The sequence below is a fragment of the Rothia sp. 11273D007AR genome (genome assembly GCF_053547255.1).
On record NZ_JBPPWJ010000014.1, the window covers coordinates 28910 to 45715 of the forward strand.

10 protein-coding genes are annotated in these 16806 nt (G+C 61.4%); 4 read left to right on the top strand and 6 right to left on the bottom strand.

The genetic code is table 11. From position 1 onward, the window contains the following. The first annotated feature begins 129 nt into the window (after positions 1-129). On the top strand, positions 130-3831 hold the full coding sequence (gene cydC, locus ACED88_RS08685) for a thiol reductant ABC exporter subunit CydC (RefSeq protein ID WP_449109367.1): 3702 nt from the start codon (positions 130-132) through the stop codon (positions 3829-3831). A gap of 77 nt (positions 3832-3908) precedes the next feature. Here cydC and ACED88_RS08690 read toward each other — a convergent pair whose 3' ends face one another. Beyond that, positions 3909-4271 (bottom strand): hypothetical protein, encoded by a 363-nt coding sequence (locus tag ACED88_RS08690; RefSeq protein WP_449109368.1) that lies wholly within the window; start codon positions 4269-4271, stop codon positions 3909-3911. A 105-nt stretch (positions 4272-4376) separates the two neighbouring features. On the opposite strand from ACED88_RS08690, the gene ACED88_RS08695 reads away from it, so the two are divergent. Further along, positions 4377-4865: a hypothetical protein gene (locus ACED88_RS08695; RefSeq protein ID WP_449109369.1), complete on the top strand. Its 489-nt coding sequence runs from the start codon at positions 4377-4379 to the stop codon at positions 4863-4865. A gap of 142 nt (positions 4866-5007) precedes the next feature. On the opposite strand, the gene ACED88_RS08700 is transcribed toward ACED88_RS08695, so the two are convergent. Together ACED88_RS08700 and ACED88_RS08705 are read right to left on the bottom strand one after the other, a co-directional pair. Next, entirely contained in the window at positions 5008-7599 is a 2592-nt protein-coding gene (locus ACED88_RS08700; RefSeq protein WP_449109370.1) for a DNA gyrase/topoisomerase IV subunit A, read from the bottom strand. Positions 7600-7680: 81 nt separating this feature from the next. Next, positions 7681-8397: a hypothetical protein gene (locus ACED88_RS08705; RefSeq protein ID WP_449109371.1), complete on the bottom strand. Its 717-nt coding sequence runs from the start codon at positions 8395-8397 to the stop codon at positions 7681-7683. A 336-nt stretch (positions 8398-8733) separates the two neighbouring features. Here ACED88_RS08705 and acnA point away from each other — a divergent pair, with 336 nt between their 5' ends. After that, positions 8734-11418 carry an aconitate hydratase AcnA gene (gene acnA / locus ACED88_RS08710; protein WP_185173067.1) on the top strand — a complete coding sequence of 895 codons (2685 nt, stop codon included), beginning with the start codon at positions 8734-8736 and terminating at the stop codon, positions 11416-11418. A 188-nt stretch (positions 11419-11606) separates the two neighbouring features. Here the strand turns inward: acnA and ACED88_RS08715 are convergent, their stop codons facing one another. Both ACED88_RS08715 and ACED88_RS08720 read right to left on the bottom strand, forming a co-directional pair. Beyond that, positions 11607-12230, bottom strand: a complete 624-nt coding sequence (locus tag ACED88_RS08715) for a mismatch-specific DNA-glycosylase (protein WP_449109372.1) — start codon at positions 12228-12230, stop codon at positions 11607-11609. Positions 12231-12307: 77 nt separating this feature from the next. Then, positions 12308-13840: an alanine/glycine:cation symporter family protein gene (locus ACED88_RS08720; protein ID WP_449109373.1), complete on the bottom strand. Its 1533-nt coding sequence runs from the start codon at positions 13838-13840 to the stop codon at positions 12308-12310. A gap of 326 nt (positions 13841-14166) precedes the next feature. Here ACED88_RS08720 and dxs point away from each other — a divergent pair, with 326 nt between their 5' ends. Next, a complete protein-coding gene (dxs, locus tag ACED88_RS08725; protein ID WP_449109374.1) occupies positions 14167-16143 on the top strand; it encodes a 1-deoxy-D-xylulose-5-phosphate synthase in 1977 nt (658 codons plus the stop codon). Between the two features lie 163 nt (positions 16144-16306). Here the strand turns inward: dxs and ACED88_RS08730 are convergent, their stop codons facing one another. Then, positions 16307-16804, bottom strand: coding sequence for a Rieske (2Fe-2S) protein (locus ACED88_RS08730; RefSeq protein WP_449109375.1), 498 nt, complete (start codon positions 16802-16804; stop codon positions 16307-16309). Positions 16805-16806 lie beyond the last annotated feature (2 nt).

The window sequence follows — 16806 nt, forward strand, 5'->3', positions numbered from 1 at the left end:
TTTCGCCTACCCGGGCGGGTAGGTGTGCTCATACCCACGGCCCAGCCACAGACCTCGCGTCTGCCCGGCTGGAAAGTTCCCACTAGAATAGTGAACAAACTGTTCGCGGCACCAAGGACACTATCGAGAATGACCGCTCCCACAACGAGCAAGCGGCCCCCGTTGGGGCCCCACGCCAAGAGAAACCTCACCGTTTTTGCCGTGCTCACCGCGCTCAAAACGCTGGCGCTCATTGTCTTTGCCGCGGTGCTGGGCACCGCCATCACCCTGCTGGCCCGCATGACCTACGCGGTGCTGTACGAGGGCAAAACCTACGAGTCAGCCCATGCCGAGCAGCTGGCTATCTTCGCCGGCAACGGCCAGGCCCAGCTGACCGGTATCTTCTTTGCCACCCCCTTCATGCAGCCGGGCCTGCTCTCACTGGCCGTCACCGGAGTCATTGCGCTTCTGGTGCGCGCCGCCGCCGACTGGTCCCTGAGCTTCTACGCCCAACAGGCAGCGGTAGGGGCCAAAACCACTATCCGCCGCAAACTCATCCGCCGCGTCCTTGCCACCGGCGGTATCGACACCCCCGACGGCACCGGTGCCACCGCCGTCCTGCTTTCCCGAGGCCTCAATGCCCTGGATGACTACTACACCAAGACTCTTACCGCCTTTGTCTCCACGGCCGTAGTGCCCACCCTGCTGCTCATCTTCATCGCCTTCTACGACTGGGTCTCAGCCCTGGTGATCATCTGCACCCTACCGCTGATCCCCCTCTTCATGGTGCTCATCGGCCGAACCACAGCAGAAGACACCGCCCGCGCCCAGCGCGACCTGCTGCGCCTCTCTGACCACATCGTCGAACTGGTCAAAGGTCTGCCCGTGCTGGTGGGCCTGGGGCGTTCGCGTGCCCAGTCGAAGGCACTGGGGGACTTGGGGGAGCGCTACCGCAAGGCCACCATGTACACCCTGCGGTCGGCCTTCCTTTCCTCCTTGGCCCTGGAGCTGATTACCACTATCTCAGTTGCCCTGGTCGCTGTACTGATCGGCCTGCGCCTAGTTGAAGGTAACCTGGGCCTTGATGTTGCCCTCTTCGCCCTGCTGCTAGCACCAGAGTGCTACCAGCCCCTGCGCGATGTGGGAACTGCCTATCACCAGTCTGAGGACGGGGTTGCGGCTCTACGCCGTGCTGAGGACATCATCAACCAGCCTATTCCCCACGCCACCGTCGCTCCTGGCGGTGACCGCATCTCGGTTCGCCAGCTCTCCGTTGCCTACCCGAACCGCGACCGCACCCTCACCGGTGTGAGCTTCACCCTGCGCCACGGAACAACCACAGCCATTACGGGACCTTCCGGGTGCGGCAAAACCACCCTGCTGTCGGTCCTGGGTGGGGTCCTGCGCAATGATTTGGTGCCCACCGGAACCACCGAACCGGTACACGTCTCTGGTCTGGTGTCCGGTACCGGATCCACCGTCTGGATCAGCCAGTCGCCCACCTTCATTGCCCCCACCGCCCTGGCTGAGGTTGCTCTTTACGCCACCGTTACCCGTGGCGAAGGTGCTCTAGAGGGCATCAACTACGCTTCAACCTTGCTCGATGACTCCGTTGCTTTCACCGACGAAGATCGCGACTACTTCACCTCCTTCCTGCACTCGGTAGGGCTGGCTGACCTCGCCGACCTGCCGCCGGAAGCCCTTTCAGCCGGCCAGATGCGCCGTCTTGCTATTGCCCGCGCCCTGGCTCGCGTGGCAACCCTCCAGGCCCAGAACGAGCGCGTCACCGTACTCATTGACGAGCCCACCGCCCACCTTGACCCGGTTTCAGCTGCCAAGGTCAACGTAGCCCTGGCTGCCCTGCAAGAGACGGGCGCAACCCTGATTATCGTCACGCACGATACCGCCTTGGCTGCCGCCACCAATAACCTGCTCCAGGCGACCTCAAAGCCCCACGGCGTTACCTGGGAGCTCACCGCCCAGAACACCGACGGGCTGGGCGGCTACGCACTTGCGACCCTGGCGGACGCCGTCGCCACCGGCGAGCTCGAAGACTCTGCCCCCGTGCAGGCTGCTGCAAGCTCAACCGAACAGGCAGCAGAGCCAGCCACGGCGGGCGTCCTAAAAACCCTGCGCCACCTGGGGGAGCTCACCGGCATCCGCAAGCGCGATATGGCCCTGCCGATTCTGCTGTCAGTCCTTACCGTAGTCTTTGCCGTTAGCCTCACCGCCCTCTCAGGCTGGCTGATTGTGCGTGCCGCCGAGCAACCTGCCATGATGTACCTGCTGGTCGCTGTGACTGGCGTCCGCTTCTTTGGCCTGGGCCGGGCGACCTCCCGCTACGCCGAGCGCCTGCGCACCCACAATCTGGTGCTGGGGGCGGCTAACACCCTGCGCGTGCGCGCCTGGGATGCCGCCGGCCGTACCGTCCTGTCGGTGCGCTCCCTGCTGCGAGGCGACAAGATCCTTGACCGCCTGGTCGGCGACATCGACGAGCTGCGCGACGCTATCCCGCGCGTCATCCTGCCGGTTGCTGCCCACCTGATCGTGATGCTGCTGGTGCTGGGCGTGACCGCCTGGGCCACCCCGCAGGCCCTGCTACCGGTCATCATCGCTATTCTTATCTCTACCTTCGTGATTCCGGCAGTGGTGTTGCGTGCGGACGAGCGCGCGGACGCCGTTGCCCGCCGGGAAACCTCGGCCATGCTCCGCCTGGGCGTCTCGGCCCTGGATGCTGCTACCGACCTGCACAATAACGGCCTTGATCAGACCGTTGCCCTGGCTGTCTCCCGCCAGGACGGCTATGCCCAGGCCTCCCGCCTCAAGAGCTCCCGCGCTATCGGCGTGGGTCAGGGCCTGATGGTCGTCACCTGGTGGGGTGCGGTTCTGGCTGTGATTGCTAGCGTTTGGCCTGCCGTTGAAGCTGGGGAGGTTACCGCACCGACCGCAGCTATCGTCATTTTGATGATGACCGGCCTGTTTGAGACCACCGCAGCCCATCTGGACGCCGTTCGCGGCTGGCCCGCCTTCGCTGCCCTGGTTGCCCGCACCCGCGCTAATTTTGAGACCGTGGACGCTGCCACCGCGGTTGAGGGGCAGGACGCCGGTAAGGGCGAGATCCGAGATATTCTTGGGGACCCCGGTATTGGGGCTAAGAACCGCGCCGCCCACAAGTCCATCACCCTGGAGCTGGATTCGCTGGCTACCCGCTGGCCCGATATGGAGCAGCCTATCTTTACCGGCCTGTCAGCGTCTGTATCGTCAGGGCAGTGGCTGGGTATCACCGGCCCTTCGGGCTCTGGCAAGACAACTGCTCTGGCTACCCTGCTGGGCTTCTTGCCTGTTGAGCAGGGGCAGATTCGGGTGAACGGTCGTGCCTTTGATGCCCAGTCTTTGCGCGGGTACGCGGCCTGGTGCCCCCAGTCTGCCTATATCTTTGAGTCCACTATCGCCAATAACTTGGCGATTGCCCGTTCGGCGGACGAGCGCCCCACCGATGAAGAGATGTACGAGGTGCTTGACCGGGTAGGGCTGGGCGATTTTGTGCGCTCCCTGCCTGCTGGCCTGCAGACTCTGGTGGGGGCTGGCGGTTCTTATGTGTCGGGCGGCCAGCGTCAGCGTATTGCGATTGCCCGCACCCTGCTGGTGGATTCACCCCTGCTGCTGATGGATGAGCCGACCGCCCACCTTGACGCCCCTGCCGCTGTTGCCCTGATCAATGAGGTAGCCCGCGGTACCAAGCGTGCTCCAGGCCAGAAGGTCAAGGGCAAGACCAAGCTGCCTGCGGTCGTCCTGGTCTCCCATCGCGCCGAGGACATCGCCGCCTGCGATACCGTGGTGAAGCTTCGATAGGCTTCATGAAAAAGACCCGCCCAGTGCGCTTCTGAAAGGAAGGCACTGGGCGGGTTCTTTGTCTCGTGCAAAACGGTCTAGGTTAGGGGCTTTGCTCCATGAGTGGCTTTTCGGTCTTGGTCAAGGGTAAAACCGTGGCGGTCAATTTCTTGCTGATCAAGGTCATCACGGAGTTTTTGGCCGTGAACTGAGCCCAGAGTGACACAGACCCCACCCACCAGGGCTGCTCCCAAGTGCCAAAGTTCTAGCGTGGCCCATTCGAAGAAGAGAGAAAGCACAGCTGAAACCCCCAAAAGGGCGAGAGCAGTAAGGAGCGAATAGATAATAAACTCAGCCCTGTTCTCAGGGGTCAGCTTGCGTTCGGTGCGGGCCCAGGCTTTATGACGCTCCGCTTTATGGCTGGCTTTCTCAGCAGGGGACGAAAATTCTTGCTTCGGCATAGAAGACCTCCTCATCTTGTCTGGAATTTTACCACGGAGGGGGGGTAAAGTGTGTTCTAGGTAATAAATTTCTAGAGCTCGAGCTACAGATAGTGAGTGAATCCCATGCCTATTCTTCAAGAGCACAGCTATGTTGCGCCCCTGACTAAGAAGTTCAAACTATTCCTCTGCGGAGCAGTAGCTTTTGTACTGGTGAGTGTCACCCTGCCGATTCTGATTTTTGGCCCCGTCGACAAGGACGGCACCAACCAGGGGCTCCTCATTTCAGCGCTTGTAGGAGCTGCCGTAGCGCTGATCCTTATTCCGATGATTTTCAGCAGTACCCGCATTGACCTGCTCGATACTTCCGTCAAGATCACCACCATGAAGTTCTTCTCGAAAGAGCTACCCTACAGCGAGATTGAGAAAGTGGAGGTAGGCCCAGTAACCGGTCTGGTGCAGGGCGCCGGTCTCAGAATCATGGGTGGAGGTAACACCGGCTACCTGACCGGCGGCCCCTCCGTCACCTTTACCCTGACCAACGGTAGCCGGGTGACGGCGTCCGCTAGCAACCCCGAGCAGGTTGTTGCTGAGGTGAACTCCCGGCTGAACTAGACGCTGAGCTAAGAGGTTTAATGTGAAAAAAGGAGCGGGCGCGCCCATAACCGACTGGCTGGGGCTGGCATGAATTGCGCGTGAGCGCTAGCGAACCCGCAAGAAGGTTAGTCGGTGAGGGTGCGCCCGCTACTTTGGTTATTTAGAAGAGGGCATCCTCTTCGGTCTCTACCGGCCCGTCGACCGCTACCTGAGCTTCAGGCTGGTCGGCGGGTTCTTCTGATAGCTCTGATACAGATGCGGGGGAGGTCAGTGCCTGGTAGTTGGGGCCGATTGCGTCGATGCTCTGGGCTAGGAGCACGCCGGATCCGTCGCGCGGGCCGAATTCGGTGGGTAGGGTGCGGGCAACACCGGCGGATGAGACTGCCTTGGCAGGGCCGATGCCCACCCAGGCGAGGGTGAGGGCGGTTTCTCCCTTGAGGAAGCGGTGGGCTCGCATGCCGCCGGTTGCGCGTCCTTTTTGGGGGAATTCGGTGAGTTCGGTGACTTTGGCGGTGGCTCCGTCTTCGCCGCCGTCGGTGATGGTGACGACTTGGGCGTCCGCGCCGGGGTTGGTGACGCCGAAGGCGATGAGTTTGTCGTCGTCGGCTATCTTCATGCCGGCCATGCCGCCGCCGGTGCGTCCTTGGGGGCGAACCTTGGAAGCATCAAAGGTCAGAAGCTTAGCCTGCTCGGTAATAAAGGTGAGTACCGCGTCGTTAGAATCGCAGACAGCTACGCCCACTATGGCGTCCTTGGGCTTGAGCTTCATGATCTCAAACTCGGTGGCGTTGAGCGGGTAGTCGGGGTTGACTCGTTTGACGACGCCGCGTTCGGTAGCCAGGGCCAGGATGGCATTGAGCGGTGCCAGGCCGACGAGTTTTTCGCCGCGGGCTAGGGTGATGGCGTCTGCGGCTTTGACGCCGCTGGTGGGCTGGGGGGTGCCGCCGGTCTCTTCGAGGACGGGTAGGTCAATGACGGGCACACGAATCAGGCGGCCGCTTGAAGTTACCGCACCGATTTCGCCGCGGGCGCTGGTGGGCACGATGGAGAGGTAGGCGTCGTGTTTGATGCGTTTGCCCGGGTCGAGCAGGGTGGGGCGTTGGCCCTTGACGCCGCTGGTGCGCCCCAGTTGGCCCGAGGTGGAGAGCAGGACCCAGCAGGGGTCGTCCGCGATTTCGAGGGAGAGGCCGGCTTCTTTTTTGGCCTTGGAGGCGGACGCCGACAGGGCGGCCACCGCGTCGGCCAGCTCGTCCTTGGTGACGATTTTGGTGCGGCGGTCGGTGCCGTATTCGTCGGCGACCTGCTGTAGTTCTTCGGAGACCAAGGCGCGGAGTTTTACGTCGGAGCCGAGGATTTCTTCGAGGGAGGCGATCTCTGCCAAGAGTTCGTCACGTTCGGCTTCAAGCTCGATGCGGGAGTACTTGGTGAGCTGGCGCAGGCGCAGTTCGAGAATGTGGTTGGCCTGTACCTCGCTCAGGTCGTAAATCTGCATGAGGCGTTCGCGGGCCTGGGCAGTTTCGTCTGAAGAACGAATAATCTGGATGACCTCGTCAATATCGACAATGGCCACCAGCAGACCCTCGACCAGGTGCAGGCGGTCGCGGCGCTTGCCCAGGCGGTGGTTGGTGCGGCGGCGCACGACGTCCAGGCGGTGGTTGACGTAGACGTGCAACAGGTCGAGCAGGCCCAGGGTCTGGGGCTGGCCGTCTACCAGGGCGACGTTATTGATACCGAAGGAATCTTCCAGCGGGGTGTGCTTGTAGAGGGCAGCCAGCACGGCCTTGGGGTTGAAGCCGTTCTTGATTTCAATGACCATGCGCAGGCCGTTTTTGCGGTCGGTCAGATCAACGACGTCAGAAATGCCCTGGAGCTTCTTGGAGTTGACGCCGTCCTTGATTTTTTCGATGACCTTTTCGGGGCCAACCAGGTAGGGCAGTTCGGTGACCACAATGCCCTGTTTGCGGGCGGTGACCTGTTCGATGGAGACCTTGGCGCGGGTCTTGAAGATGCCGCGCCCCTTTTCGTAGGCGTCCTTAATGCCGGTGGTGCCCACGATGGTGCCGCCGGAGGGCAGGTCAGGGCCGGGCACGAACTTCATGATGTCTTTGAGGGTGGCCTCGGGGTTATCGAGCAGGTGGCGGGCAGCGGCTATGACCTCGCGCAGGTTGTGGGGGGCCATGTTGGTGGCCATGCCGACGGCGATGCCGGCTGAGCCGTTGACCAGTAGGTTGGGGTAGGCGGCGGGTAGGACGGCCGGCTGCATGAACTGGTTGTCGTAGTTGGGTACGAAGTCCACGACGTCTTCGTCGAGGTTGGCGGTCATGGCGAGGGCCGCCGGGGCCATGCGGACCTCGGTGTAGCGGGAGGCCGCCGGGCCGTCGTCCAGGGAGCCGAAGTTGCCGTGGCCGTCGACCACGGGCAGGCGCATAGAGAAGGGCTGGGCTAGGCGCACCATGGCGTCGTAGATGGCGCCGTCGCCGTGGGGGTGCAGCTTACCCATGACTTCACCGATCACGCGGGCGCTCTTGACGTGGCCCTTCTCGGGGCGTAGCCCCATCTGCTGCATCATGTAGAGGATGCGGCGCTGCACGGGCTTGAGGCCGTCGCGGGCGTCGGGTAGGGCGCGGGAGTAGATGACCGAGTAGGAGTATTCCAGGAAGCTGGTTTCCATCTCGCTGGTCACGTCGATATCGACGATATTTTCGACGACGTCGGTGGGGTAGTCATCGTGCGCGGTGGTGCGGCGAGCCATCGAGACCTCTTCCTGGGAATTCGAACATAGGTTCGTTTATTCTACCGCGAAAGGGGCCCGCTGGCAGGTTGGCTACTGGTGCTAACGGGCGCGGGCGGGTGCAAAGAGCCCGTAGATACCCAGCGCCCCGAGAGCTAGGACGGCCACACCGAATGGAACAGCTGTGGAGGAGTGGTCAGCACCGCTGGTCATAAAGGTATCAGCCAGCCCCATACCCATATGCCAGCCCCAGCCCAGAGAGAGTAGAAAGCAGGCGGCACCTACTGCAAGAGAGCAGAAGCCGATAGCTCGCGTGGTGCTGTAAGAGGCCATGCCCCGTAACCACTCGTGCACGTTCGGTAGAGCTGCTAAAAGAAGCGCAACGATAAAGCCCCACACAATCACGACAAGGAGGCTAAACTGGTTAGCCTCGCTCAAGATGCTGTAAATCTCGCTGAGGGTGTAGCCTGGGGCTGTTGATAGGGGGTTCCACCAAAAGACATGCAAACCGTAGTAGATAGCTAACACCAGCCCCAACCCACAAAAGGAAAAAGGCAGGCGGACGCCCGGGGTCGGCTTAACATACTCCCTGCTGGTTTTCGTTTCAGCGGATGTACTGTGAAAAATCTCGGTGATACCCACTCCCAATAGGGAAGCGGCACCTGCAAGGAAAGAAAGCACTGCCGCCCAGTTGATGAGGGAAGCGAACTGAAGTGAGACTGGGTGGGGGAGAGCTATCGCTGCTGAGGTGGCCAGCGCAAACACCGCAGCGCTACCGATAAGGAGCCAGCGAAAGACTGCATTGAGTGTGTTTGCCACGGGCCTAGGCTGTGCCCGATGCAAGTGCTCAGGAGAAACCGTCATGCCCCTATTCTGGCACGAGAACGCAATATATTAACGGCACATTTTCCTTGCCAAAGCCGAAAAATCGCGCCCGAGGTGGGGCGCGCGTCCGCTCCCTGAAAGATGCAGACGAAACATTTGCTTACGAACCGTCTTCAAAATATGTGAACAACGTGATACGCGGTACACTAAAAAGCAGTGGCCTCGTGCCCACCGGCTCAACAGCGAGCATCACACACCCGTCGCGCAGACGCGACGGTGCCCACAGGCGCACGAGCCAATCGCAAGACAGTGTCGAGAGGAGTCCCACATATGAGCACTGTGGATAGCTTCGGTTCAAAGGGCGTACTTTCCGTCAACGGAACCGACTATGAAATTTTCCGTCTAAAGGCAGTAGAAGGCTCACAGAAGCTGCCTTACTCCCTGAAGGTTCTACTCGAAAACCTTCTGCGCACCGAAGACGGTGCCAACATCACCGAAGGCCACATCAAGGCACTCGCCAACTGGGATCCCTCAGCGGAACCCGACACCGAAATCCAGTTCACCCCCGCCCGCGTCATCATGCAGGACTTCACCGGTGTACCCTGTGTCGTTGACCTTGCCACCATGCGCGAGGCCGTGAAGGAACTGGGCGGCGACCCCTCCAAGATCAACCCCCTGGCACCTGCCGAACTGGTCATCGACCACTCCGTGCAGATCGATACCTTCGGCACCGCCGACGCTATCACCCGCAACATGGACATCGAATACCAGCGCAACGGCGAACGCTACAAGTTCCTGCGCTGGGGCCAGACCGCCTTCGACGACTTCAAGGTCGTCCCCCCGGGCATGGGCATCGTGCACCAGGTCAACATCGAATACCTGGCCCGCACCATCATGGCCCGCGAAGTCGGCGGCGTACTGCGCGCCTACCCCGACACCGTCGTAGGTACCGACTCCCACACCACCATGGTCAACGGCCTGGGCGTACTCGGCTGGGGCGTTGGCGGTATCGAAGCTGAAGCAGCAATGCTCGGCCAGCCCGTCTCCATGCTGATCCCCCGCGTCGTCGGCTTCAAGCTCACCGGCTCCATCCCCTCCGGCGCCACCGCAACCGACGTCGTCCTTACCATCACCGAAATGCTGCGCGAACACGGCGTCGTCGGCAAGTTCGTTGAATTCTACGGTGAAGGCGTAGGCCAGGTGCCTCTGGCAAACCGTGCAACCATCGGTAACATGAGCCCCGAATTCGGCTCCACCGCCGCCATGTTCCCCATCGACGAGAAGACCCTCGAGTACCTGCGCCTGACCGGCCGCAGCGAAGAGCAGGTCGCCCTGGTCGAGGCCTACACCAAGGAACAGGGCCTCTGGCACGACCCCTCCGTCGATGTCGAATACTCCGAGTACCTGGAACTGGACCTCTCCACCGTGGTCCCCTCCATTGCAGGCCCCAAGCGCCCCCAAGACCGCATCCTGCTCTCAGAGTCCAAGAGCCAGTTCGAATCAGACATCAAGAACTACGCCAAGGACGGCGAAACCGACAAGTCAGCCCAGGTCTCCATGGCAGACGGTCGCGAGTTCGAGCTCAAGAACGGTGCAGTGTCAATCGCCTCGATTACCTCCTGCACCAACACCTCAAATCCCTCGGTCATGATGGCAGCAGGTGTGCTCGCCCGCAATGCCGCCGCCAAGGGCCTGACCGCCAAGCCCTGGGTCAAGACCTCCATCGCCCCCGGCTCAAAGGTCGTCACCGACTACTACGAGAAGGCAGGTCTGCTGCCTGACCTCGAGAAGCTCGGCTTCTACGTCGTCGGCTACGGTTGCGCCACCTGTATCGGTAACTCCGGCCCCCTGGAGCCCGAAATCTCAGAGGCAATCCAGAGCGAAGACCTCTCCGTCACCGCGGTTCTCTCGGGTAACCGTAACTTCGAAGGCCGTATCTCGCCGGACGTCAAGATGAACTACCTGGCCTCCCCGCCGCTGGTCATCGCCTACGCCCTGGCCGGTACCATGGACTTCGACTTCGAGAAGGACGCCCTGGGCACCGACGCCGACGGCAACGAGGTCTACCTCAAGGACATCTGGCCCGATCCCGAAGAAGTACAGAAGATCATCGACGAATCAGTCGATACCGACATGTACACCAAGGAATACGGCACCATCTTCGACGGTGACGAGCGCTGGCAGGCACTGGAGACCCCCACCGGCTCCACCTTCGAGTGGGATGACAAGTCCACCTACGTGCGCAAGCCCCCGTACTTCGAGGGTATGACCATGGAAACCACCCCCGTTGAGGACATCAAGGGCGCCCGCGTGCTGCTCAAGCTGGGCGACTCGGTCACCACCGACCACATCTCACCGGCCGGTTCCTTCAAGTCAGATACCCCCGCAGGTAAGTACCTGATTGAAAACGGTGTTGAGCGCAAGGACTTCAACTCCTACGGCTCCCGCCGCGGTAACCACGAAGTTATGATTCGCGGTACCTTCGCCAACATCCGCATCAAGAACCAGCTTCTGGACGGCGTTGAAGGCGGCTTCACCCGCGACTTCACTAAGAACGGCGAACAGTCCACCGTCTACGACGCATCCATGAACTACCAGGCTGCCGGTATCCCGCTGGTTGTTCTGGGCGGAAAGGAATACGGCACCGGTTCATCCCGTGACTGGGCTGCTAAGGGCACCACCCTGCTGGGCGTCAAGGCAGTTATCGCTGAATCCTTCGAGCGTATCCACCGTTCAAACCTGATCGGTATGGGCGTTGTACCCCTGCAGTTCCCCGCCGGTGAATCCCACGAATCACTCGGCCTGACCGGTACCGAAACTTTCGATATCACCGGCCTGACCGAACTGAACGAGGGCACCACCCCCAAGACCCTCAAGGTCACCGCCACCGCTGAAGACGGCAAGGTCACCGAGTTCGACGCTGTAGTTCGCATCGACACCCCCGGTGAAGCCGACTACTACCGCAACGGCGGCATCCTGCAGTACGTTCTGCGCAACCTGGTCCGCGGCTCCTAAGTTCTAGAGCGCTAACAGGTTCACGGTCTGTGGCCCCCACTTTCGAGTGGGGGCCACAGGCCTTTTTGTCTGTTTTCTATAGAGTTGGGACCAGATAACTGTTCGAAGTATCGGTAGGCATTGAGGATTTGGGGAGGAAGCTGGTCCCTTATGCGCGGCGGCGGGGACGGGGGCAGGGACGGGCGTGGCTAGGTGAGCGGCTGTGTGGAGTCCCAGACCTGCCGCCACTTATCCGCTAGGGAATCAATATTTTCGTGGGCGTTCAAACCGCTAGGCTGAGGCACGACCCAGAGCTGGCTCACCGGGTTCCACCCCTTAATCTGGGAGGTTTCCTGCTGCCCCAACCGTGCCTTCCTGTCACCAAAGGTCGTGCGGAAGGCTGTTATGCCAGCAATGGCTACAGCCTGGGGGCTATAGGTGTGGGTGAGTTCAATCAGCCGGGGGAGGGCGTCCTTCAGCTCCTGGGCTGTGAGCTCGTCAGCCCGCGCAGTTGCCCGGTCAACCAGGTTAGTTATGCCGATACCCAGGCGGGCTAACTGTTCCTCAACCTCGTCGCTCAAGCCGCGTGAAGCGTCCACCCTGGGAGTAACGATGCCTGCCCTATCAAGCGACGGCCAGAAGCGGTTACCGGGAAAAGCGAAGGGGGCATTGACGGCGGACGTCCACAGCCCGGGATTGATGCCCACGATCAGCAGGCGGAGGGGAGTGCCAGCCGCAGGCAGCCGGTCGTCAAGGGTGCCGTTGACGAAGTCTTGAAGCTGCTCCCGAGTGGGGCGCTGGTCGCCCAGCGGGGAGGGGCGAAGAGTGCTCATGACCCTACCCTACACGCAGAAGTGCCCCGCACAGCCTTAGGCGGTGCGGGGCACTTGACGCTAGAGCGTAGAGACGGTTACTTGGCGTCTTGAACCGGGATAGCGCCGGTCTTCACGTCGTAGTAGGTCTCCCAGAAATCAGCGTTCTTAATGCCGAGGGGGCGGGGGTCGAACATGGGGTCAAGACCCTGCTTCTTCTGCTGCTCGTAGTCCTTGAGTACCTGCAGGGCGGGCTTCTGGATCACCAGAATACCGACGATGTTCAGCCAGGCCATCAGACCCACACCGATGTCGCCCAGGGCCCAGGCGGCACCTGCGGTGCTGACGCAGCCAATAACGGTTGCGGTCAGAATCAGCAGCTGGAGCAGACGCAGCAGGGCGTTGCCCAGGGTCTTGTTCTGCAGGTTGCGGGTCAGGTAGCGCAGGTTGGTCTCTGCCATGTAGTAGTAGGCCACGATGGTGGTGAAAGCAAAGAAACCGAGGGAAACCGCAATGAAGATGGGGCCTGCGCCGGGGATGAAGGTGTCAAACGCAGCCTGGGCGAAAGCCGGGCCAACGGTGACGCCTTCGGCCAGGTTGCCCGAGCCCTCTGCCAGCACGGGGGTGTCGGCTGAGCCGCCCTCGTAGACGCGGTACATGCCGGTTGAAAGAATCAGGAAGGCGGTAGCGGAGCAGACGAAGAGAGTGTCAATGTAAACGGCCATCGCCTGCACGAAGCCCTGGGCGGCGGGGTGCTTGACCTCAGCAGCTGCAGCGGCGTGGGGGCCGGTGCCCTGGCCAGCTTCATTGGAGTAGATGCCGCGCTTGACGCCCCACTCAACGGCGGTACCGATGATGGCACCGAAGGTCGCGTGCAGACCAAACGCTGACGAGAAGATCAGGTTGATAACGTCGCCCAGCATATTGATGTTGATGAAGGCTACGATCATGGCCAGCACGATGTAGATGATAGCCATGAAGGGAACCACAACAGAGGCGAAGGTTGCAATACGCTTGACGCCACCAACGACAATGAAGGCCAGCAGGATGGTGATACCGGTGGCAGTCATCCAGGGGTGAACCTCGGGGAAGGCTCCCTGCATGGAGGTTGCAATACCGTTAGCCTGAACGCCCGGCAGGAAGAAACCGCAGGCAAGGACGGTAGCAAAAGCAAAGATGGAGGCGTAGACCTTGAAGAGCCCGGAGTACTTGGTGTGGCGGTAGGCCTTTTCAAAGTAGTAGGCAGGGCCGCCGCGGTACTCGCCGGTGACCTTATCGCGTTCCTTATAAATCTGTCCCAGGGTGGACTCGATGAAGGAGGTTGATGAGCCCAGGAAGGCTACGGTCCACATCCAGAAGACGGCGCCGGGGCCGCCGAAGGCGATGGCGGTGGCAACGCCGGCGATGTTACCGGTGCCTACGCGGCCAGCAAGTGACATGGCAAGGGCCTGGAAGGACGAGACGCCGTCCTTCGATGACTCGCCCTTGAAGGTCGCGCGAACCATGGTGGGAATCTGGCGAATCTGGAGTAGGCGGGTGCGGATGGTGAAGTACACGCCAACAGCCAGGCAAAGATATACCAGCACGGGTGACCAGATAATACTGTTCGCCCAGTCGATTGCTGCGGTCATAGAAGAGATCCATTCGTGCGGGGCTAGTGAGGGAACTAGCCTGGTAATGATTCAGTCCCACTGTGACCTATATTTGTGTGCCAGTGCACAGTGTGAGCTGTTGAACACTGATATTAGCGGCTCGTATATACATTTGAAAAGCGCCACGCGTGATGAAACCTAACTGAAACACAAGCGCTACACTGCTTCCCACACTGTGAATCGCTAAACCAGCACTGAGCGGGTAAAGTTACTTAATTGCAACACACTAGACTTTTGACCGGTGACCGCCGCCCGCAGCTACAAGGACGTTGGGGCGCAGCTAGCCGGTGAACGGGGGAGTAATCGTGGGACTACTAGAAACTATTGGTGAGCCGAGCGACCTGAACGCTCTGAGCTCCGAGCAGCTTACCGAGCTTGCCCAAGAGATTCGTGAGTTCCTCGTTAACAATGTCTCGCGAACCGGTGGGCACCTGGGCCCCAACCTGGGCGTTGTCGAACTGACCCTGGGCATCCACCGGGTCTTCAATTCCCCCCAAGATTCCATCGTCTTTGATACCGGCCACCAGTCCTACGTTCATAAGCTGGTGACCGGCCGCCAGAATTTTGAAACCCTGCGCCAGAAGGGCGGTATTGCAGGCTACCCTGAGCGCGCAGAATCTGACCACGACATCGTTGAGTCCTCGCACGCGTCCTCGTCTCTTTCCTGGGCAGACGGCATCTCCCGCGCCTACCAGCTCACCGGGCAGGACGACCGCTACACCGTAGCCGTCATCGGCGACGGTGCGCTTACCGGCGGTATGGCCTGGGAAGCGGTCAACAACATCGCAGCGGATAAAAACCGCAAGGTCGTCATCGTCGTCAACGACAACGGCCGTTCCTACGCCCCCACCGTCGGCGGTTTTGCCAACCAGCTGGCTGCCCTGCAGCACGAACTGCAGAACCGTCTCGATAAGGTGCGCCTGGATTCCCGTTACGAGCGTACCCTGGCCGCTGCCCGCACAAAACTCCAAAAGGGAGGGTCGGTAGGCCAGATGATTTATCGCGGTCTGCACGGCATGAAGGCCGGTATTAAGGACGTCATGGTGCCCGGCGGCATCTTTGAAGACCTCGGCATGAAGTATGTGGGCCCTATCGACGGGCACGACCTCGAAGCCGTAGAAACGGCTCTGGAATCCGCTAAAAACTTTGGCGGGCCGGTTATCGTGCACGCCATCACCGAAAAGGGCCACGGCTACGCGCCGGCCGTCAGCGACAAGGACGACATGTTCCACGCCGTCGGCGTCATCGACCCCGACACCGGCGAGGCCCTGGCGAAGTCGTCCGGAAAATCCTGGACCAGCGTCTTTGCCCAAGAAATCAAAGACATCGCTGACGAGCGTGACGATATCGTCGGTGTCACCGGCGCTATGCTCATTCCTGTTGGCCTCAAGCCTATGGCCGCTGCACACCCCGACCGCGTCATCGACGTGGGCATCGCCGAACAGCACGCTATCGCTATGAGCGCGGGCCTGGCCTACGGCGGCCAGCACCCCGTGATCGCCCTCTACGCGACCTTCCTCAACCGCGGCTTCGACCAGCTGCTCATGGACGTTGCCCTGCACAAGGCCGGCGTAACCATCGTGCTGGATCGATCCGGCGTCACCGGCCCCGATGGAGCCTCCCACCACGGCATGTGGGACCTTGCCCTGCTGCAGTTCATCCCCGGCCTGCACCTAGCTGCCCCCCGCGACGCTGTAACCTTGCGCGAAGAACTCCGCGAAGCCGTCGCCATCGAGGACGCCCCCACCGTGGTGCGCTACCCCAAGGGCTCAGTCGGCGCCGACATCCCCGCACTTGAGCGTCTTGCAGACGGCACGGACGTCCTCGCCCGCCACGGCGAACCCAACCCCGAAAGCGGCCAGCGCGACGTGCTCCTCATCGGAGTCGGTGCCTTTGCCCGTCTCGCCCTCGACACCGCAGACCTGCTCGCCGAGCAGGGCGTGAGCGTAACCGTCATCGACCCCCGCTGGGTTATGCCCGTGCCCGCAAGCGTGGTAGCCCTCGCTGGTGAGCACCGCATTGTGGTGTCAATGGAGGACGGCGTACGCGCAGGTGGTGTGGGATCCCGCATCCGCCAGGAGATGCGAGCTGCCGGTATTGACACCGCCCTCAACGAACTGGGCCTGCCCGCTGAGTTCATCAAGCATGCAGAACGCGGCGAAATCCTTGAAGAAGTGGGCCTTACACCCCAGAAAATTAGCGCCGATATTCTCGCGCAGCTCGCCGGGAACATGGTGCCCTTCGCCCGCACCGAAGGTGAGAAGCCTAAGCACACTAGCTAAGTGATGGTTAAGAGGTGGGTGCTCTCTTTAAAAGGGGGTGAAGTAGACTCGTAGCGAAGCTGCTGGCTCGGCGGCTGGCGTGAATCGCTTGTGAGCGTCAGCGAACCAGCGAGAGGGTCGGCAGCGAGCGCGAGTCTACTTCACCCCCCAAAAAACTCTTAGCTTAAGAGACCCAGATACGGCCGTCCTTGACCTCCACCGTGAACTCGGGCAGGTCAGTTTCTGCGGGGCCGCCCTGCACGGAGCCGTCCTCTAGTGAGAAGACAGAGGCGTGGCAGGGGCAGGCCATGGTCTTTTCTTTCTGGGCGTTGAGCTGGCAGCCCTGGTGGGTGCAGACCGATGAGAAGGCGTGGAAGGTACCCTCAGTCGGCTGGGTGATCATGACGGTCACACCGTCGTTGTTGGCCTGGATGACGCCGCCTACGGGGACGTCCTCAACCGCAGCCATGTCGGTGGCCTGCGCCGGGCGGCCGTCGTTGGCGGTCAGGCTCTCAGACTCGCCAGAAGAACCGCAGGCAGTCAGCAGCGCGGCACCGGCGCCCAAACCCGCAGTTCCCGCTACCGCCTGGCGGCGGGTGAGCCCGCGCCCACCGGCCTCGACCTGCTCAGCGGGGGCGGGAGCGTCCTTGTTTTCCTTCTGACAACCACAGGTAGTGCACATAG

Excerpts from the sequence above, each read along its gene's own strand:
- cydC (WP_449109367.1), top strand. The coding sequence starts at position 130 with ATGACCGCTCCCACAACGAGCAAGCGGCCCCCGTTGGGGCCCCACGCC.
- ACED88_RS08690 (WP_449109368.1), bottom strand. The coding sequence starts at position 4,271 with ATGCCGAAGCAAGAATTTTCGTCCCCTGCTGAGAAAGCCAGCCATAAA.
- ACED88_RS08695 (WP_449109369.1), top strand. The coding sequence starts at position 4,377 with ATGCCTATTCTTCAAGAGCACAGCTATGTTGCGCCCCTGACTAAGAAG.
- ACED88_RS08700 (WP_449109370.1), bottom strand. The coding sequence starts at position 7,599 with ATGGCTCGCCGCACCACCGCGCACGATGACTACCCCACCGACGTCGTC.
- acnA (WP_185173067.1), top strand. The coding sequence starts at position 8,734 with ATGAGCACTGTGGATAGCTTCGGTTCAAAGGGCGTACTTTCCGTCAAC.
- ACED88_RS08715 (WP_449109372.1), bottom strand. The coding sequence starts at position 12,230 with ATGAGCACTCTTCGCCCCTCCCCGCTGGGCGACCAGCGCCCCACTCGG.
- ACED88_RS08720 (WP_449109373.1), bottom strand. The coding sequence starts at position 13,840 with ATGACCGCAGCAATCGACTGGGCGAACAGTATTATCTGGTCACCCGTG.
- ACED88_RS08730 (WP_449109375.1), bottom strand. The coding sequence starts at position 16,804 with ATGTGCACTACCTGTGGTTGTCAGAAGGAAAACAAGGACGCTCCCGCC.